This window comes from Mesorhizobium sp. M2C.T.Ca.TU.002.02.1.1, assembly GCF_003997225.1.
Map to the genome: position 1 here is coordinate 1 of NZ_RZTO01000023.1, position 18,470 is coordinate 18,470.

18 protein-coding genes are annotated in these 18,470 nt (G+C 62.2%); 16 read left to right on the forward strand and 2 right to left on the reverse strand.

Going from position 1 to position 18,470, the window contains the following annotated elements:
* The 5 genes from EOD07_RS02430 to EOD07_RS02450 all read left to right on the forward strand — a co-directional run.
* On the forward strand, nt 1–211 hold a 211-nt coding region (locus EOD07_RS02430), incomplete at its 5' end, for a helix-turn-helix transcriptional regulator (protein ID WP_164772034.1).
* A gap of 209 nt (nt 212–420) precedes the next feature.
* A complete protein-coding gene (locus EOD07_RS02435) occupies nt 421–729 on the forward strand; it encodes a hypothetical protein (RefSeq protein WP_127233810.1) in 309 nt (102 codons plus the stop codon).
* Nucleotides 730–804: 75 nt separating this feature from the next.
* Nucleotides 805–2,442 (forward strand): WD40 repeat domain-containing protein, encoded by a 1,638-nt coding sequence (locus EOD07_RS02440; RefSeq protein WP_127233811.1) that lies wholly within the window; start codon nt 805–807, stop codon nt 2,440–2,442.
* On the forward strand, nt 2,423–2,782 hold the full coding sequence (locus EOD07_RS02445) for a hypothetical protein (protein WP_127233812.1): 360 nt from the start codon (nt 2,423–2,425) through the stop codon (nt 2,780–2,782). Before EOD07_RS02440 ends, EOD07_RS02445 begins: the two co-directional genes overlap by 20 nt.
* Nucleotides 2,783–2,883: 101 nt before the next feature.
* Nucleotides 2,884–3,408 carry a hypothetical protein gene (locus tag EOD07_RS02450; protein ID WP_127233813.1) on the forward strand — a complete coding sequence of 175 codons (525 nt, stop codon included), beginning with the start codon at nt 2,884–2,886 and terminating at the stop codon, nt 3,406–3,408.
* Between the two features lie 184 nt (nt 3,409–3,592).
* On the opposite strand, the gene EOD07_RS02455 is transcribed toward EOD07_RS02450, so the two are convergent.
* Nucleotides 3,593–4,870, reverse strand: coding sequence for a diaminopropionate ammonia-lyase (locus EOD07_RS02455; RefSeq protein WP_127233814.1), 1,278 nt, complete (start codon nt 4,868–4,870; stop codon nt 3,593–3,595).
* A 157-nt stretch (nt 4,871–5,027) separates the two neighbouring features.
* On the reverse strand, nt 5,028–5,345 hold the full coding sequence (locus EOD07_RS38350; protein WP_245469779.1) for a hypothetical protein: 318 nt from the start codon (nt 5,343–5,345) through the stop codon (nt 5,028–5,030).
* 9 nt (nt 5,346–5,354) lie between these two features.
* Here EOD07_RS38350 and EOD07_RS02460 point away from each other — a divergent pair, with 9 nt between their 5' ends.
* The 11 genes from EOD07_RS02460 to EOD07_RS02505 all read left to right on the forward strand — a co-directional run.
* Nucleotides 5,355–5,720 (forward strand): zinc-binding dehydrogenase, encoded by a 366-nt coding sequence (locus EOD07_RS02460; RefSeq protein WP_245469781.1) that lies wholly within the window; start codon nt 5,355–5,357, stop codon nt 5,718–5,720.
* Complete coding sequence (locus EOD07_RS37510; protein ID WP_164772033.1) at nt 5,717–5,893, forward strand: hypothetical protein; 177 nt, start codon at nt 5,717–5,719, stop codon at nt 5,891–5,893. The genes EOD07_RS02460 and EOD07_RS37510 overlap by 4 nt, the downstream gene beginning before the upstream one ends.
* 293 nt (nt 5,894–6,186) lie before the next feature.
* Nucleotides 6,187–6,663 carry a hypothetical protein gene (locus EOD07_RS02465; RefSeq protein ID WP_127233816.1) on the forward strand — a complete coding sequence of 159 codons (477 nt, stop codon included), beginning with the start codon at nt 6,187–6,189 and terminating at the stop codon, nt 6,661–6,663.
* A 273-nt stretch (nt 6,664–6,936) separates the two neighbouring features.
* A complete protein-coding gene (locus EOD07_RS02470; protein ID WP_127233817.1) occupies nt 6,937–7,950 on the forward strand; it encodes a DNA cytosine methyltransferase in 1,014 nt (337 codons plus the stop codon).
* 87 nt (nt 7,951–8,037) lie between these two features.
* Complete coding sequence (locus EOD07_RS02475) at nt 8,038–8,424, forward strand: hypothetical protein (protein ID WP_127233818.1); 387 nt, start codon at nt 8,038–8,040, stop codon at nt 8,422–8,424.
* A 9-nt stretch (nt 8,425–8,433) separates the two neighbouring features.
* Nucleotides 8,434–8,742: a hypothetical protein gene (locus tag EOD07_RS02480; protein WP_127233819.1), complete on the forward strand. Its 309-nt coding sequence runs from the start codon at nt 8,434–8,436 to the stop codon at nt 8,740–8,742.
* Nucleotides 8,743–8,797: 55 nt separating this feature from the next.
* A complete protein-coding gene (locus tag EOD07_RS02485; protein WP_127233820.1) occupies nt 8,798–9,181 on the forward strand; it encodes a zinc-ribbon domain-containing protein in 384 nt (127 codons plus the stop codon).
* Nucleotides 9,182–9,290: 109 nt separating this feature from the next.
* A complete protein-coding gene (locus tag EOD07_RS02490) occupies nt 9,291–9,593 on the forward strand; it encodes a 4-fold beta flower protein (RefSeq protein ID WP_127233821.1) in 303 nt (100 codons plus the stop codon).
* Nucleotides 9,594–10,781: 1,188 nt separating this feature from the next.
* Nucleotides 10,782–12,842, forward strand: coding sequence for a hypothetical protein (locus tag EOD07_RS02495; protein ID WP_127233822.1), 2,061 nt, complete (start codon nt 10,782–10,784; stop codon nt 12,840–12,842).
* Entirely contained in the window at nt 12,839–13,705 is an 867-nt protein-coding gene (locus tag EOD07_RS02500; protein WP_164772035.1) for a hypothetical protein, read from the forward strand. Before EOD07_RS02495 ends, EOD07_RS02500 begins: the two co-directional genes overlap by 4 nt.
* Nucleotides 13,702–18,470: DEAD/DEAH box helicase (locus EOD07_RS02505; RefSeq protein ID WP_127233823.1), on the forward strand; the 4,769-nt coding region annotated here is incomplete at its 3' end. The genes EOD07_RS02500 and EOD07_RS02505, both read left to right, overlap by 4 nt.

Here is an 18,470-nt window from a genome sequence, read left to right on the forward strand (position 1 = left end):
GCTGGCAAGTGTCTGCGCGGCATTCGGATTCACTCCGCGCGAAACGCAAATCGCCGAACTTCTGGCGGCCGGCAAGGAATCGTTCGAGATCGCCGGAGCCCTCGGCATTACGATCGGCAACTTGCGAGGGCACTTGAACCGGATATTCGCCAAGACGAATGTGGGCAGCCAAGCGCAGCTCGTCGCCCTCCTGCTCTCTATATCGAGCTGATGTGCGGCCTCATCATCGTTGATCTGCGGGCATCATTCCTAGGAGGGAGCAGGTCCGGGCCATTTTGGTGATGCTTGGCCGGGGCCGCGCGAAAAGGTCCGGAAGTAACGAACCGCGAGGTCTTCGCGGCACATCGAGGCCTGAAATGGCCCCATCGAGTATCGGTGGTCGTAGGCGGCATCGCATCGTGCGCCGCGGTGCCTGTAGAGATGAAGCTGGCTGCGGCGCAGGTGTTGCATAAAGACCGCTTCGCATTTCTCGATGACCGCGCCCGAAAGCTCCGCGTCTCCGCTGGAGCCCCAAGCACATTGCTCATGCAACGCGTGCGCGGACAGGCAATCGGTGGTTGCCTGCAAGTCCTCGAAAAAGATCGGCTCGTCGCTGGCAGGGTACTTTTCAGCCTGGACGGCAGTCGGACCGGCGAACGGCAACAGACAAGCCGTCAGGAAAACCGACAACCAGTGTTCGGCATGGCGAACGCCTTTGTGATTTTCGGCTCCCGGCTCAATGAATGCTAGTCACGGTCACTGGGCCACTATCGAATGATAGTGTCGAACGGCGTTAGCGGCCCCTAAGATCGCCCCTAAATTCGAATGATTTCAGCGTTCCAGGTGTGGCGCACCGAGGGATCGGAATTAGTTGCCTTCAGCCGCTACAGCAAGGCGATTCATGTCGTCACGGTTTTCCAGTTGCGCCATCCTATGGAGGCAAGCGTGGCAATTCTCCCGAAACGCATGCCGATCCTGCTGGGTCTATGGTTGGCCGCGACGCTTCCTGCGGGCGCCGCATTCGCTACAGAAACCTATGCAGTGAGTCAGTTCAATGTCGATCAGGCAGTCTATGCCGCCAGCTTCAGCCCTACCGGCGACCGAATCGCATTCGCCACCGATGCCGGTACGATCATTCTTGATACATCCGACGGTAAGCAAATGGCCGAAGTGAAGGACGAGGCGTCCTCGGTCGCCTGGAGCCCAGACGGCTCGATGTTGATGGTGGAGACAAGGAACCAATTGCAGATTTGGAATACCGCCGATTTTTCGAAGGAGATCTCGGCGATCCCCTTGGACGGACAATCGCTCATTCGGGAAGCACCCCGAATGCCATTCAGCCCTGACGGCAGGTACATCGTCGTGCTGCGAAAGGACGATACGGCGGCGGTCTGGCAAATCGAAGGCCCACGAGAGATCTCCATCCTGGACGGACACACCGATACGATGACCGATGCGAGTTTCAGTCCCGACGGAGGTCGTGTTGTTACCGCTGCGCACGACAAAACCGCACGGGTATGGGATGTCGCCACCGGCAAGGAAATCGCAAAGCTGGAAGGGCACGAGAAAGCCGTCAGCAGCGCTCGCTTCAGTCCGGACGGAGCGCGCATCCTGACGGTCGCGCGAGACCAGACGGCGCGGGTTTGGGAGGCAGCGGGCGGGCACGAGATCGCGACGCTGCGGCATCAGGCCGACGTGGGGGCGGCGGCATTCGACCGTGAGGGCAAGCGTATCGTGACCGGCGCGGACGACGGCATTGCGCGCGTGTTCGATGCAGCCAGCGGCGCGGAGACAGCGACCTTGAAGGAAGACGGCATCGAAAAAGTACTGTCCGCGGCGTTCAGTCCGGACGGCGCCCGCATCGCCACAGGCTCGTCCGACGCTTACGTGCGTATCTGGGACGCCTCTTTGGGGAAGCAGATCGTCAAGCTGAACAGCCTGTCAGAGGGCTACGGCGTCGGCTTCACCGACGATGCAAGAATCGTGGTGAGGCCGCACGGCGCGATGGGCATCATCTATACCTTGCAGCCGCAGCAAGATGCCACTCAACTGGCGGACGGAACGGCCGGCATGTGGGCCTTCGGGCCGCCCGATGACGTCGATGCCACGCCCGATGTCATGCACCTGATGTGTTCGACCAGCCCGTACATCGTCCACCCGGACGGGCTGGTCGAATACCTTGTCGGAGGCGAAGATGAACGGCTTGAACCTCGCCAGTTCATGCGCTGCAAGGCCGACATGACATGCGATGTGTTCGAGGGGGCGCCGCATTCGCTGGCGGCCGATCCTTTGGACAAGGCAACGTTCAAACTGGCGGGCGGCAAGGGGACGCTGTGCATGGCCAGCGATCCCGGCAACTGCCAGACGCTTCGCAAGTGCGCGAAGCTGGAATGGGACGACGCGGCGCGCGCCAGCGGCCATGCGGAGCAATGGGAGAAGCTGTTTGCGGCCTCCGCCAACTGAAATACGCAAGCTGATCGGGTTTACCGTCGCAGTTGCGATCGCCGCCTACACGATACACGGTGTCATCGCCGATGACCTGGTCATGCCCTACCGCGTGGGGCCTTGGCGCCTCAAAAATTTTGAGAGCCTCCATCTACGCGGCATGTGGGCAATTGGAGGCTCGGCCTGCCTCCTGCTTGGCGCCACCGGCCTCGCCATTCTGGCTTACGGTGTCATCGGCATGAAACCGGGCGCAGACCCCAGAGCGAGATTCTACAGAAATCTGGCTACCCCATTGATCTGGATCGGCGCTGTGTTCTTCCTCGGAATATCATTGTTCGCTGAGTGGTTCATCCGATGACGATCACCATTTATGGGATGCCATTCGTTCGCGACGGTCGCCGAACTGAGCAAGCCGCGAGCGCACGATTTGCAGATTCTCCATGATGGACCGCTCAGCCAATGACACAGCCCCAAAACTACCGCGATCCCCTCAATGGCGTGGTATTCTCGATCACGCTCTTCGCCCTTGGCCTTGCTGCAATGGTTCCTGCCGCACATGCTGCCGAGAAATTCGGCGCCGGACCGCTCAAACTTGTCTCGATAGGCGTGTGGTCCAAAGAGCCGGAGACCGATCCCCTGCTTTACCTGACGTGCATCCATTCGCAGATGCTGGACATCAGGATCGGTGGCGAATTGGGACTGGGCAAGGGAGAGCACGAGCCCGTCAGCCTCTCGCTTCGAACCGGAACGCTCTCCACTCGCGTGGACGGCGTTTCCGTGCGAAGTCCCGACTTTGAGATGACGGGAGGCGCTATGCTGTTGACGTCCATCGAGCCGAATGGGCGCGTGATGCAGATTCTCACGGCCGACAGGCCGATCGAGTTCAAACCTTCGGCGGGGCAATCGACAACGGTGACGCTGGGCAAGAGCGTCACAGCGGCCCTGAAGTCGTTCCTCGACAAATGCGCTGATAGCGACCGTTAGTCAGGCCCGAGAGAAAAGAGGAACCATGAGGCCATATCGACAGTCACATGCATCTTGACTGGGTCCTATGCGGGACATGCGGATATGGATGCCGATAAAGCCTGTGGAAGTCGAGACCGGGAGCTGGCTGGTCACGACGGTGGAGCGACGGCCGTAGCGGCCCGCGATGCGTGGGACTGTTGGATCAAGTACGCGCGCATCCCCGCCTGAAATCTGCGTGTTGAAGTCCAGTCACGAAATCATCCCGTCGAGCGAACACAGCGTCCGGGCTCGATCCGACGATGCGCTCGTAGATCGCCGGATCGGTTGCTCCCTCGCAGCCGAACAAGACAATCTGGCTGTCTCCATTGAGAGAGAGCGCCGTTCTCAGCAAGTCGTCCGAAGCCGCATTCAGCAGTACGCCCATGCCGCCGGCGGCGGATTCCCCGCTGACAACGGGAATATCGCCGTTGCCGCGCGCAAGCGACTTCATGGCGTCCTCGACCCAGAAGTCCGGAATTCGAAGATAGTCGCTCCCAAGCCATTCGAGGATCGCCCATGCCGCCGGAGACACCTCGCGGCAGGCCAGCCCCGCCATGATCGTCTTGAGCGAGCCTTCGGAGGGCGTGGGGCGGTTGTTTTTGGCGCTCTGAAACAGACAGTCCGCCTCATTGGGTTCAATTACGACAAAGCGCGGCAAGGCAAACTTCAGCCTTTGCTGGAAGCCGAGAAACACCGCAGCCGCGATGCTTCCAACCCCGCCCTGCATGAACACATGCGTGATACTTCGGAGGTCGGGGATCTGGTCCAACGCTTCCTCGACCATGACCATGTAAGCGTTCATAACGTAGCGAGCGATCGGGGATTTGAAATTGTCCCACGACGTGCTGCTGACGAAATGCCAGCCGTTGATCCGGGCATCTTCCTTCGCGCGGGCGACGGAAGCCTCATACTCGCCGTCGATCCGAATAACGATCGCGCCTAGCCGCTCCATTGCGTCCTTTCGGCCAGCGCTGACGTGCCCATGAACGTAATCCACGCATCGGCAACCGAAGACCTTGGCGCCATAGACGAGCCCACGCCCCTGGTTCCCGTCCGTCGCGACGCAGACCGTGATGCGCTCGGTGATTGAGCGAAACTTGCCGGACCGCAGTTGCTCGGTCGTTGGACGCTTGCCCGTGACACCTTCAACTTCGTCGATCAGAAGCCGCGCCACCGCGTAGGGTGCGCCGAGGGCCTTGAAGCTCGCGAGACCGCGCCCGAACCGTTCGCTCTCGTCCTTGTAGTAGATCTTGCCTACGCCGATGCGGACGGCAGCTGCATCGAGTGTACGTAGCGGCTGGGGTTCATACTCCGGCCAAGTGTGGATTTCGCTGACAGCCTCGTGCCAGCCCTGGAGATTTTCGATCGCGGGTCTGGCCGCCTCTTCTGCCTGTGTAGTCAGGCGGTAGGCGTTTGTGTGATGTGCGTAGGTCAGTGTCATCGGATGCTTTCGATAAGGCGTTGAACGCGTGCGGCGCTATGGCTCGATGATCCCAGATCGCCCAATTCGGGACCCTGCTCGCCGTCTCCATGGTGCCGGCGGACCTGACGAATGAATTCCGGGCTTCGGCCGCTACAACCTTGCGAAGCCGAGGCCACTAATGGGGCACCTTGCCGGCTGTGGCAGATGCGCGCCGCTTTTCCCCTACATCCGATCTACGTTTCTTTTTCGCGGTTTCGATCGTTGCCCATGCGCGATCCGTGGCTGCCTGCCCTGACATGAGCCCTTGCAGATAGAACGCGAGCGATCTTTCCGCTTCGGGTTGGATATGCCCTTGGACCCTGGCAATCGCGAACTGGAACCCCAAGCCCTGCACAAGGCTCGGAAACACCGTCGCTGCGTCCTTCGAGTCGACGGTTTCCGACACGGAATCTTCGGACTTGGCACGGTCAAGGATCGCAGAAAGACGCGCCATGTCAGAAGGTTGACCGACGGTCGCGGCGTCGACACCGCCTATGACGGCATCGGCGGCGACATGCTCCTGAAGACGCTTGCCTGCGTGCGGCCGTTCGGCATCGTCGCCAGCATCGGCCAGGCGGCCGGCCCTATCGCACCGCTCAACATCGAGGAGGTTGGCCCGCGCCGCTCGCTGTCGCTGGCGCGTCCGAGCTTCATGGCTTATTCGGCCGACATGAAGCTCTATCGCGTCGCGGCGGAAGCCGTCGTGGCGGCAATGCGACTCGGCATCGCCAGCACGATCGGTGCCACCTATGCTTTGCAAGACGCAGCGCAGGCACATGCCGACCTCGAAGCCGGACGCAGCATGGGAAGCCTGTTGCTAGTCCCTTGAACCTGCCGGGCCTCGAGGATCCCATGGGGTTTGTTCCGGTGGGAGGTCGCTTGTCCCCGCAGTTCGCCAGTTCGGAGAAGGATTCGATGAAGGCCCTGAAGGCGATGATCATGCTCAACGGCCGGCTTCAGGAGCAATTGGACGCGATGAAGAGGAAGGTCAGCCATCGATAAGCGACGAGCCTGCCCGCCCCGGAGAGCTTGCGCCGCCGCGTGATCACGGACCTCTAGGCCTCGTTTGCGAGCACGCCGGATTCGGCAAGGTTGCCGACTGGGGCTTCGCCCGGCCAAGCCAGCCGTCGCAATCCTATGGCAAGCAGGCGGCAGGGCTTTGAGTTTTCATGCTTACCAGGCGACCCCCAGGGAAGGCGACGGGTTTTCGTGCGTTCTATTCCCCACCAGGCGCGCGTTGCTTGACACCCCGGTCGCGCCGGCGCGATGGTTCGCCCGCTTGGGAGACTCGGGGCATGCAAATCAGGATTGCGGGCGCGTTGTGGGCGATAGCGGCAACTATGGCTGTGTATCATCCGGTATCGGCGCGAGCTGCCAGCGATGATCTTTTGTCCCTGCTGACCTTGAACGGGAACTGCCTCAAGCTGGTCGCTCTGGGAAAAGACATCTCGCCCTACTGTCGGCCTGTCCTATCGAGCAGCACTATGAGCGGGAACCGAGTCCTGTTCCACTTCACCCTTAGAAACGACGCTGTGTTGACTATAGTGGGTGCCGATCTGCCAAATCCGACCCCCGACAGCGACGCGATCAAGATACAGCGGATCCACCTGAATTTGGGCATTCAAGGCGTCCCGCCGAGCCAGGCTTCCGCGTCCGGCAAATGTACTTTCAACAATCCGTACAAGGGCCCGATGACCCTGAAGTGCCAAGGGCGCGCCAACGGAAAACCGCTGGTCGCGATCTTCAGGTCAGACGGGGCACCGCCCCAGTAAATGTGCCAAGCCGCCGAGCGGCTCGCGGCCCAAACGGGACTGGTTGCCGCCGAGGCACATGTGATGCGGCTAGTCGGCCTTAAGTGGTCGAAAAGTCGCGTTTGGGCAACTTCATCCCCGCTGAAACGGCCATATTGAAAGACATACAGACGATATAGACAGATCGGAATCTGTGCGTTCCTGTCGAGTGTCGAGTATTCTTGTAGCATTTTCAGCGAATCGGGATAATCTCAGCTGCCCGCGAAGCTTGGATCAGGAGCAAGGAGTTCGCATTTGCTGCTGAGCCTTTTTTGCGGTGCAGGGGGCCTCGATCTAGGGTTCGAACGCGCTGAATTCGAGATTGGACTTGCCTTTGACAAGAAGGCTGACAGTGTCCGGTCCTATAACCACAATCGGCCCGAAAACGTGCACGGCCATCAGTTGGACGTGGACTTGCTTACGCTTGATGTCCTGGATGAAATGTGGGGTGGCGAGTTCACGCCTGACGGCGTGATCGGAGGGCCTCCCTGCCAGAGTTTCAGCCAGGCCAACCGTTCAATCTCCGACGACGATCCGAGGCACCATCTGCCGCTGGCCTACGCACGCCTTCTTGGCCGGCTGAACCAACGCAAGCCTGTGAAGTTTTTCGTTATGGAAAACGTGAAGGGTCTCCGGAGCGGTATGCACGCGCATCGGCTGGTACTGTTCAAGAAGGCGCTCTCCGATGCCGGGTTTCATGTTTCCGAGGAATTGCTGAACGCAGTCGACTATGACACTCCACAGAACAGGGAGCGGCTGTTTATAGTAGGGCTGAACAGGACGCTGTTTGGAAGCGCTGTCTGGGAGAAGCCCGCGGCATCCACCAAAGGTGCCGAGGCGCGTTCAGTCAAATCCGCATTAGATGGACTGCCAGAGCCCGCCCACTTCACAAAGAATGCCGATCCAGGGACCTTTCCGCACCATCGCAACCATTGGTGCATGGTGCCGAAATCGCCCCGATTTTCCAATGGCGGCCTGAAAGCCGGAGAAAGCAGCCACCGGAGCTTCAAAACGCTTGCATGGGATAGGCCAAGCATCACCGTCGCTTACGGCCATCGCGAGGTGCACGTCCATCCTAGATGCCATCGCCGGCTCAGCGTTTACGAGGCCATGCGGCTTCAGGGCTTCCCGCACGAATACGAGTTGCTGGGTTCGCTGTCGTCCCAGATTGACCAGGTCAGCGAGGCGGTGCCTCCGCCCCTGGCATTCGCGGTCGCCCAGTCGGTCGCCTCTTTGATCGAGACGCTCGAAAAGCGAGTAGCGGCATAGCGAATCGTTAAATTTCCAAGAGTTCCCCTCGCTGAGACGCAGGTGCCGAGTCATGATCAATCCCCGAATCAACTCAGGAATGCGATCATGGATGGCTTTCTTCACTTCGATGGTATTTCCCTCCGGCATTGCGAGGTGCCGGAGTGGTATCAGGTCATTTTGCGCGATGGCAACGAGCATGGCGGCGATACGCGAGAGGTCTTAAGCCGCCACGGTGTCCACCTGGATCATCAGTTCGGCCAGGATGTCGATTCGGTCAGTGTCTATAATGCGGGCAGCCGCGGCCACCTGGTTGAGTACTATGACAGCTCTCGCTTGCTCGCCTCGATCGTCATCGACGATGTCGCCGCCTATCTCGAATTTCGCGCGAAGTATCTCCATGCATGGGCTTGGCTGATCGGTGAAATGGAACGCATCGCCGAGGCCACCAACGCTGAAAAGCCGATTGGACGGCAAGGACGAAAGTGGGCGTAGCCTACGCAGATGACCACGATTCCGATACGAGCGAGTCGGGAGCCAGCCTACCACGGCCGTGATTTGGCCAAGGCGCAACGCGTTGCCGACCGAAACCGGACCATCGACAAGATCGAGCGCCGCGCCAACGAGATTCTCGCAGACTGCCCATATGACTGGCAGACCTTATCGTTCGGGCAGATCGCGAACGAGCTTAAAGTCGATGTCAAGCTCGTCTGGTTTGCGCTCAGCGATGGCAATCAAAACGGTCGAAGGGTGCGAGTGACCCCAGCGGACCGCGAGCTGCTTGAACGACATAAGGCTGCGGATCGCAGCTAGTTTGCGTGTGATTTCAAGTTGCGCAAATGTCTCTCCCGGGTCGGAGGAAAGCAAAATGGCGCTTGTCACTTGTGGGAAATGCGGCCGTGAAATCTCGGACAGGGCACCGCATTGTATAGGCTGCGGTGCACCTGTCGCAGCAACGGCCAACATCACAGCCCTGCCGACGGCGGTGCGGCTTCAGCCAAATTCGACATTCATCGGCACTAAGGCGCTGCTCGTGAAGCTGGCGGCGAAGGCGGTTCTGCAGATTGGATGGAAGCTCGACAGCGCCGATGAACAGGCCGGCATGATCGGCTTTTCGAACGGCATCACCTGGGGATCGTGGAGCGGCATTTCGGGTACCATCTACATGGAGGATCTGAGGCTTCCGGCCCACAGGGTCCGCCAAGCAGAACGTGCGTGGTGGGCAGCTCATCGCGCTCAACATCGGCAATGAGACGCAGGGCAATGTCAATCGCGTCATCGAGACGAGGCGTACGATTGCGCTGGCCAATGAGCCGCAAGATTGAAATCTGGCAAGCGAAGCACCGGGAAAAGGCAAACCGATGAATTTCGTGCACCGCTGGAACGGCGAATATTTCGGCTGGTTCCATGACGACGCGCTCTATTCGAAGGACGGTCGGCATGTCGGATATCGCCGCCGGAACGAGGTTTTCGACCTGAAGGGACGGTACCTCGGCGAAGTGAAAAACCATCGTCTCATTACACGGACTGCCAAGGTCGGCAGCACTGGTATCGGAGGCGTGCCGATGCTTCGGACGGTCGGCACAAACGTCAATCCGACGAATGAGCAGCCCTTAGACCTGCCGGATGGCTTCGATGACTTTCCGTCATCCGAGTCGCTTTGAGCGAGGCCCTGGGCTGTCTCAGCTCTCATTTTATGGCCTGCCGCATGTCGTGGGCGGCGACGCTGGATAGCGGAAAACGCGACGAACGACGAAGCTCCGACCTCCCGAGCGGCGGCGATCGGCTTATCCAGGCCGATTGCTGACTGGTGTCGCATTTCGGAGGTGTCCTTCGAGATCACGAGAGCCCGTCGAGCAGGGCGAGCAGATCGTGGATACGACCTCAAAATACTCTGGCACCCGCCTTCCGGCTCAGTGCATCTGATCATGGCAACAACTGGTCGCCAATATTTCTGAATGAAACGGAACGAATCGGATATCGTAACCAATGCAGGTGCCGCTGTGGACCAGCAGTGCGATCGGTGCTTTGGTGTCTGCAAGTGTACTTGTGGGGATATGCGTACTGGGGGGTATGCACAAATTGCTTAGTCTTGAGGTCTCGCTCTGGCCGCTGGCCAAGAAGCTTTGGAACGGCATTGCGGGCCATAAATGGTGGTGGCACGATCCGAAAAAGCTGTCCAGCTCTGTACTGGCACAGACACATCGTGATTTGTCCGAGGGGAGCCATCCTGCTTGCGACCGACCGATTGGCGCGTGCGAAGCCGTCTGCCTGCCACCTTTTCACGGCGGTTCTGTTGTCCGCGGAGCCGATCGGCCGCTGCTTAGCAATACGGCAATGCGCGGCCGCCACAGCGCGGATTTGCAATCGCGCGGGAAGCGGAAGGCCTTCTCGCAGCAGCGGCGGCAATGGGCGGGTAGCAGCTTCGCATGTTGGGGGTGCAGATTTTCCTGTCGATTGCGGGCGCCGCGGCGGCCTTGGCGCTCGGTCTACGGTTCTTCGTCAGACGCAGCCGGCCGCGCAATCATCGCGCTGCGGAACCAATTCGGCCAGTGCATCGGTCGCACTCCGTCATGCCGGAAGACCGAGCCAGGGGCGCAGAGGAACCTGAATCCTCAGGAAGTTCGGGCGATGGGCCGCCAGCGCCTGTCAGCGCTCCGGCCACGTCTCGGCTACCGATGCCTGGCCCAGCCGAGGCCGTCGAGAACCCGGAGCCAGGCGATTCAGTGAAGCCCGTCCTCATGGACGGTCCGGGATCTCCAGAACCTGCCCAGAATGCTGAGCCCGGTTCTTCGGATGGCGGGAGCAGCGGCAGCGTTGACGTGGATGTTCCCGCTCCAGATGCAGGGCCTTTGGCCATCGAAAGCCTGGATGATCGCAGCCCCTCCGATGCAGTGGAGCTCGTCCCCCTGGACCGTCCGGAACCTGCAGGACCTGCCCAAAATGCTGAGCCCGGTTCTTCGAATGGCGGGAACTGCGCCGGCACGGACGTGGCTGTTCCCTCTGGGAATGCAGGTTTCCCAGCCATCGAAACGCTGGATAATCGCAGCCCCTCCGATGCAGAGGTCTCGACACTCCCCGAGGACGGCAGTGTCGGGTTGCCTCTCGCGGCAGAGGCGCCTGATGCGCAACCGGAGGAAGCGGCCTCCGATCCCGAGATGGCTGAACCCGCTTTTGCAACTTGGCAGGCGGACGGACAGCGCAGCGGCTCAGGCTCGGCAGTTTCCGTAGAAGGCGAGCCGCTCTTCCAGGATGGGTATGCCGCCCAGGAGGGCTCCGCTGAAGAGGCTAATGAGTCTCAGCCGGCTGAAACCGGAATGGGCGTGGACGGCGCTTGGTCAGAATCTCAGGTGGCCGAAGCTGCGGCCGCGCCGGAACCCGAGTCCAACGCGGCCTCAACCGGAGACCTCGCGGCCACGTTCGGGGACGCTGGGCAATCTGCGCCGGAAGGGCCTGGTACCGCTGCCGCAACTGAATCGGCAGCATCGGGCTCGGCCGCTGATCCGGAGACCCGTCTCGCCCCGGCCGAGCCCACTGAAGAGCTCGACATCGATGCCGTCGCGATGCCAATAAGGCGGCATCCGTCCAGGCCAGCTCAGCATCGTGACAGGCGCGGACAGCGGAGAGCCGCTCTGCCTCCATCTGGCACCGGGCCGAAAGGGGGGGGCGCCGAAGCGGCGCTGCGCACGCCTGCCGAGGCCAGGCTTCGCTTGATGATCCATCCGGTCCGTCGAAGTGTTGGCCTCGCCGCCGTGCTGGCCAGGCCACCTGGCTACCCGGAACGCGTCACTCTTCTGTTGGGAACGGGAGATGAGGTCGGAGCTTACAGTGAGGACCGCTACGACGATGTCGACCTCGAATGGACTCCAGAGCTGCTCTCCGGCGAACTGAGGCTCGACTGCGAGGAGGGCTATCAGTGGCTCCGGAGCGGACGGCGCGTTCACATCTTCGCGGCGTCGCGGGACGGACCAGGAATGATTTCGGTTGGGTCGGCACCGACGGCATCAGACAGCACGATCGTCTGCCTCCAGGACGACGAGGCAGTGGTGCGGGCTGCCGCTGCTGCGTGCGGATCGCCGGAAATGGTTTCGCACGAAGGCTGGACTGGCGTGCCAGCGGGCTGGAAGGTGCTCTCCGGGTATCGTCCTGTGCGCGCATCCGCGTCTCCAGTCGAATCTAGCCTCAAGGCGCTCGATCCTGGAATTGGAGCCGTGATCCAGTTGTCTGGAGGCCTTCAGGTTCGCTCTGGATCCTTCGCCCAGGGCAATCCGCCGAGGATCGAAATCGAGCCCTTTCCGGTGGGCTCCTCGGTCAGCATCGACGGAAATTCCGCCGATATGGGGGAGGACGGCTACTGGCGTGCGCCTGGCTGGGATGCGCCTGGAGACCATCTTGTCGATATCGTTCCTGGCCCGTCGCTGACATACAGGGTCATCGCCGATCCGTGGCTGGACGGAGGCTGGGATCGCTGGGATGCCCACCCAGAACGCTTTGCGCACTCGACTGGAGCGCCCTGGGAGCGCGCGGAAATCTGCGGTGCGGCCATTCTCGGTCCTAACAACGAGCATGTCGCGGCGGCCGAGACTGTGGCCACCGTGATCGCGCTGGGCCTTCGGCGCGGCGTTTCGGTCCTCAGGGCAAGGCCTGATGCCCCGGTCTCGGTCGGCCTGCTTCACGAGATGCCTGCCTTTCTGGTCTCGTCTTCCGGTCCAAGGCGCACTCAGGGCCACATCGACTGGCTGGCTGCGCTGCTGCCAGGGTCGCCTTCACGGGAAATGGATTTGGAGTGGGCGGCCGCGGTTCGCACCGCCGCCTCGCGGCGGCTTCCGCTCACCAGTGCATCCATCGTTGGGCAGGAATCCTGGCGCAGGGCGCGGCAGCGGGCGCGCCGATACCGGAAGGCCGGCAGATGACCGATCTGGTTCTCGAGTGGATGTCCTTCCGGCGCTCGGGCAAAATCGCCGATCTCAGCGCCGTCCTGACCGCTGGCGCCAACAGCCGCCGCGCCGTCGACGACCTGGTGACCCTCGGGCACGCCGAGAGGATCGGTACCGACGGATGGCGCGTCGCGCCCCCGGTGCTAGCGGGGCTGCCCGGTGGGGCAGTGGCAAGCGCAGTGCTGTGCGGCACCCGGACGCCAGCCCTTCTCCAAAGCCTGGACACTGCAAGCGCAGCGGAGGGCGCTGAGATCGAACTGGTGCGGCAGGGGGCAGGGCCGTCCATCATTGCCGTCAAGGCTTCGTCCGCCGATCTCCTTGCCCAGGTCGCGCTTGCTGCGGGCTTGCCGCTTCAGCGGGAGGCGGGACTGCACATGCTCGCCTGTACGCCATCGGTCAGCCAGTGGCCGCGCACGCCGTTTCCGATGGTGGAAGGAAAGGTCGATTCCGTGCGCAGGTTCTCGAGGTCGCGAATGCAGTGGGTGCCTTCCACGCTTCCGGAAGCCGCCGCTGCCGCAAGCGGCCTTTTTCGCATCAAGCGCGACTGGGACTGGATCAGCTTGCTCAAGAACGGCCCGGCGGCTGCGTCGCTCATAGACGACCGCGTCGGCCGGCTGGCTTCCTCCGCAAAATGCAAGGCAGTCCAGTGGATGCCCGAAAGCTCCGTGCTGTCACTCCCCGTGCAGCTCTATCCGCCAACCATCATGGCCCGCGGCCTGGTGCTTTGCAGTGGCCGCCTCCCGGATTTCGATCGCGATACCATGCGGATCAGCTTTGCTGGCATCCGGCCGGGACACCTAAAGCTTTTCCTCGCGCTGACAGGACTGAGGCTGCAATGAGCAATCCAATCGACACATTCAACAGTCTGAAGAGCGCCTATCTCAGGTACTTTGACAGCCCCTTCGACTTGCGCTTTGAAGACCTCGTTCAAGCGCGCCGGAGGCTGCTCGACCGGGATGGCGTACTTTATCGCGAGCCTCTGATCGAGCCCCAGCCTGGCTACGTGCTCAGCGGCCACGACGTTCGGGCGGCAGTGTCCGATGTGCTCGCCGGGGCCAGCGGATGGTCTCCCCAAGCGATTGGCGACCTGGCTGGGCTGGCCGAGGAAGGCTTGTTCCTTCCGCGGGAAGCAGATCCCATCGAGCTGTATCTCCATCAGGAGGAGATGCTGAATGCGACCGTGGCGCGCCAGTCCGACACGGTCATCCTTACCGGAACAGGGTCGGGTAAAACCGAGTCGATCTACCTCCCCGTCATCGCAGCACTTGTCCGCGAATCCCTCGGCTGGCCCGCGATCCCCGCTGCCCCGCGCAACGACTGGTGGTCGATGCCGCCGCCGGCGGGATCGGCAAACCGTGTATACCATCCGCGCATTTCCCAGCGGGCCCATGAGGCAGGAAGCCGGCAGGCTGCCATCAGGGCGCTCGTGCTCTATCCGCTCAATGCGCTGGCCGAAGACCAGATGTCGCGCCTGCGCCAGGCCCTGGACAGCGACCGGGTGCGCCGCTGGTTCGACGCAAACCGTCCAGGACATCGGTTCTGGTTCGGTCGGTACACCGGCTGGACTCCTATTCCCGGAAGTTCCCAGCGCAACGGTGCGGAAGCGGAGCTGAGGACGGAGCTGGGCCGGCTCAGTTCGCTGGCGGCGCGGGTGGCTGGGACCGACGCGCAGCGCTTTTTCCCGCGCTTTGATGGCGGTGAAATGTGGAGCCGCTGGGATATGCAGGAAGCGCCGCCGGACATCCTGATCACCAACTACAGCATGCTGAACATCATGCTGATGCGCGACATCGAGGATCAGATTTTTGCGGCCACGCGAACCTGGCTGGAGGATCCGGCAAGCGTCTTTCATCTCGTTGTCGACGAACTGCATACCTACCGGGGAACCCCCGGCACGGAGGTAGGCTACATCCTCCGCGTCCTTTACGAACGGCTCGGCCTGCATCCCGACCATCCGCAGCTGCGCATCCTTGCCTCGAGCGCATCGCTTGGTGACGATGACTCGCGTGCTCAAGACTACCTTCGCCAGTTTTTCGGGCGGTCGCGTCCGTTCACCCTCATCCGCGGCGGTGCCGAAGCGCTGCCTGATGGCTCGGTCACGCGTTTGTCAGGGCTGGCGCAGCAGGTCCTGGACCTTGGGCGCGCCGCGGTATCGGAATCGGACTCCGACCTGGAAGCTGCTGTGGCTTCGTTCGCGGCGGCAGCATCCCTCGATGGACCCGACAGCAGTCTTGAGCCTTCCCGGCAACTGGGGGCGGTGCTGGATGCCGCCGGTGCGGCGGAGGCAATCCGGGCTGCGTGCAACGACGGCTCAGACGAGAATCCGACTGTTGTCCCGCAGACGATCGCGGCTCTCGCCGGGTCACTGTTTCCAGAAGAGCCGAGTGGCCGCGCCCAGGAGGCAGCGGCGGCGCTGGTCATGTCGGTGTCTGCCGCCCAGACGGCAGGCGGGACTCCCCTTCTGCCGACGCGAGTCCATCTGTTCTTTCGCAACGTCCAGGGGGTATGGGCGTGCACGAATCCGGCGTGTTCCGGCGGACACTTTGATGAGCCCGATGTACCTGTCGGGCGCCTGTTCGACCGGCCGACAACAACGTGCGAGTGCGGCTCGCGTGTTCTCGAGATGCTGTACTGCGAACCCTGCGGCGACATCTTCCTCGGCGGCTACCGCCGCACACTCGGCCAGAACAGCTGGTCGCTTGTGCCCGATGATCCGAACATTGAAAGGGCGCCAGACCATTCAGCGAACGACCGCAACTATGACAACTACGCGGTCTACTGGCCTGCGAGACTTGCGGACGGAACGCTGCGCCAGCCTCAGCGGCAATCGTGGCGGCAGGAAAGCGTGCAGCGCCACTGGAGAATGGCGCGCTACGACCACAGGACCGGCGAGATCGAGGTAGCGAGGCGAAGCGGTGATGCTACGGGCTGGCTGTACCAGGTGCCGGACCTTCACCAGAATCCCGTTCCGCAGCGGGCGCAGGCTCCGAGCGTGCGGAATGAGCGTCCGTCGATCTGTCCCCACTGCGAGGCCGACTGGAGCCGGATGGCAAGCTCGGCGCCGATCCGCACCCAGCGGACCGGCTTCCAGAAGGTCGCGCAGGTGCTCTCGGATTCGCTTCTCAGGAAGATAGCGCCTCCGGAGGTTCAGGCGGGGCGGCCAGTCGAGGACCCGCGCCGGAAGCTGGTGCTGTTCTCAGACAGCCGCCAGGATGCCGCGAAGCTTGCCGTTGGCGTCGCGAAATCCCATTGGCTCGATGCGCTGCGCCAAGCCCTGGTCAGCGGAATGGAGGACAGTACAGGGGCCGCGATCGCCTTCGAAAAGCAGGTCAAGGGCGTATCGCTGAGCGCCGATGAAGCGGCGCTGGCGAGCGCCTTTGCGACGGGCCGCCAGAGCGAGGCCTTCGCCATCATAGCTTCGCAAAACCCTGCGACTGCAGCCATGCAATCGGCGGTTGGCGGGCTGACGATGCAGCAGCTTGCCGACCGTACCCTCGGCCACGCGAGATCGGGACTGTCGCGAGTGACTGACCTGGAGGAGGACGCGGCGCGGCACCTGCTCATGACGGGAATGAATCCTGGCGGTGTCGACCGCAGCGTCATGTGGACGGACCTGGATGAAAATCAGGGGCAGTGGCCACGCCTCTTTGACTGGGCCCTTGTGCCGCCGAGCTACAGGGCAGGACTTAGTCCTGAGGAAGCAGATCACCGGACCCGAATTCAGAATGCCGCACGCGAGGCAGTTGCAGAATCGCTGTTTTCGGGCGGCAGGCGCGACCTGGAATCGCTGAAACTCGGGTGCGTAACCACCGACCGGCTCAGCTTTCCGGCACCGAGCGGAATCTATCAGGAGGCGGCCGACAGCTGCATCAGGATGCTGGGCAAGCGTCGCCGGATCGACACTCACCGGGCGACCGGGGACGATAGCCAGCTTCCAAAATATGCGCGCGACTATCTCGAGGCTGTCGCGAATGCGAACGCCATCTCACCCGCCGATTTCGTTCGGGACGTAACTGCACTGCTGAGCGGTGCCGGGATCTTCAGCCAGGGAATACTTCTGTTCAGGGGGCTCTTCGTGGCCGATCCGGGCCAGCAGTACTATGAATGCGTGCGGTGCTCCCGAATCCACCTGCATCGGAGCGGCGGAATCTGCAGCGGCTGCAATACGCCACTGCCTGCGCCGCTTGAACTCGGTGTCGACGATGCCGGCCAGGAATCGGACTACTACCGCTGGCTGGCGCTGGATGCCGGTTCGATCTTCCGACTGAACTGCGCAGAGATGACTGGCCAGACGGACAAGGGAGTCGCGCGCGACCGCCAGCGGCTGTTCCAGAACGTCACCGTTGGGGACGAGGTGGGCCTGACGGACAATATCGACCTGCTCAGCGTCACTACGACGATGGAGGCTGGCGTCGATATCGGATCGCTGCTGGCCGTGATGATGGCCAACATGCCGCCGATGCGCTTCAACTACCAGCAGCGAGTTGGGCGAGCCGGCCGCCGAGGCGCCGCACTGTCGCTTGCGCTCACGCTGTGCCGCGGCCGAAGCCACGACGATTATTATTTCCAGCGTCCAGAGCGCATCACCGCCGATCCGCCACCGCCTCCCTACGTCGACACAAATCGCTTGCAAATTCTCAAGCGGGTCCTTGCAAAGGAGGTACTGCGGGAGGCCTTCTCGGAACTGGGCCTGTTTGCCGGAACAGCGGGCGACAGCGTGCATGGCGAGTTTGGCACCGCTGCGGCGTGGAATCTGCCGCCGGACAATCTTCCATCGGGCTACGCACCCGGCGATGTGGCTAGCGTCGTTGGCCAGTGGATTGCGAACAACCAGCCGCTGGTCGAGCGGATTTGCGATGCCCTCCTGGCGCAGACGCGTCTCCTTGGAGCTTCGTCCAATCGCGCTGATGCAGTCGCCTGGATCATGAATAGCGTGGTCGGCGAAGTGACGGCGGCGGCGCAGGACCCGAGCCTTGTCCAGGACGGGCTGAGCGAGCGGCTCGCGAACAAGGGCATTCTGCCTATGTTCGGATTCCCGACGCGCGCGCGGCTCCTGTATCACAGGCAGCCCCAGAGCTGGCCGCCGCGCCAGACGGTCGACCGGGATCTTGAACTTGCCGTCAGCATGTTTGCCCCCGGTGCCGAGACCGTTAAGGAGCGTACGATCCACACGGCGATCGGTGTCGCTCACTACACCCGGCAAGGGCCTTTCGCGGTTCCTGATTCCAACCCGCTCGGACCGCCTGTCATGGTCGGCTTGTGTGGGAATTGCCAGCATGTCGAGACAGCCGTCCCAAACAGCCCAGCCTGCACCGTCTGTGCGGCTCCCGCCGGCACGGGGGACCGCGACTACCAGGCGATGGATCTGCGGCAGCCGAAGGGGTTCGTAAGCTTCTTCACTAAGGCGCGGGATTACGACGGCGTATTCGATTTCGTGCCGCGTGCCGCGCGGCCGAAGGTCGGCCGCCCTCCGTTCAATATCGGCATGCACAGAAACTTCGACATCGGAGCGGGTCAAGGGCGGCTTCATGTCATCAACGACAACGCGGGCCGGCTGTTCCATCTCTCTGCCGAACCGTGGGCTCGCGGTGCAATGGTCGATGT

Excerpts from the sequence above, each read along its gene's own strand:
- EOD07_RS02440 (WP_127233811.1), top strand. The coding sequence starts at position 805 with ATGATTTCAGCGTTCCAGGTGTGGCGCACCGAGGGATCGGAATTAGTT.
- EOD07_RS02475 (WP_127233818.1), top strand. The coding sequence starts at position 8,038 with ATGGATGGCTTTCTTCACTTCGATGGTATTTCCCTCCGGCATTGCGAG.
- EOD07_RS02490 (WP_127233821.1), top strand. The coding sequence starts at position 9,291 with ATGAATTTCGTGCACCGCTGGAACGGCGAATATTTCGGCTGGTTCCAT.
- EOD07_RS02500 (WP_164772035.1), top strand. The coding sequence starts at position 12,839 with ATGACCGATCTGGTTCTCGAGTGGATGTCCTTCCGGCGCTCGGGCAAA.
- EOD07_RS02455 (WP_127233814.1), bottom strand. The coding sequence starts at position 4,870 with ATGACACTGACCTACGCACATCACACAAACGCCTACCGCCTGACTACA.
- EOD07_RS38350 (WP_245469779.1), bottom strand. The coding sequence starts at position 5,345 with ATGGCGCGTCTTTCTGCGATCCTTGACCGTGCCAAGTCCGAAGATTCC.
- EOD07_RS02435 (WP_127233810.1), top strand. The coding sequence starts at position 421 with ATGAAGCTGGCTGCGGCGCAGGTGTTGCATAAAGACCGCTTCGCATTT.
- EOD07_RS02450 (WP_127233813.1), top strand. The coding sequence starts at position 2,884 with ATGACACAGCCCCAAAACTACCGCGATCCCCTCAATGGCGTGGTATTC.
- EOD07_RS02465 (WP_127233816.1), top strand. The coding sequence starts at position 6,187 with ATGCAAATCAGGATTGCGGGCGCGTTGTGGGCGATAGCGGCAACTATG.
- EOD07_RS02485 (WP_127233820.1), top strand. The coding sequence starts at position 8,798 with ATGGCGCTTGTCACTTGTGGGAAATGCGGCCGTGAAATCTCGGACAGG.
- EOD07_RS02480 (WP_127233819.1), top strand. The coding sequence starts at position 8,434 with ATGACCACGATTCCGATACGAGCGAGTCGGGAGCCAGCCTACCACGGC.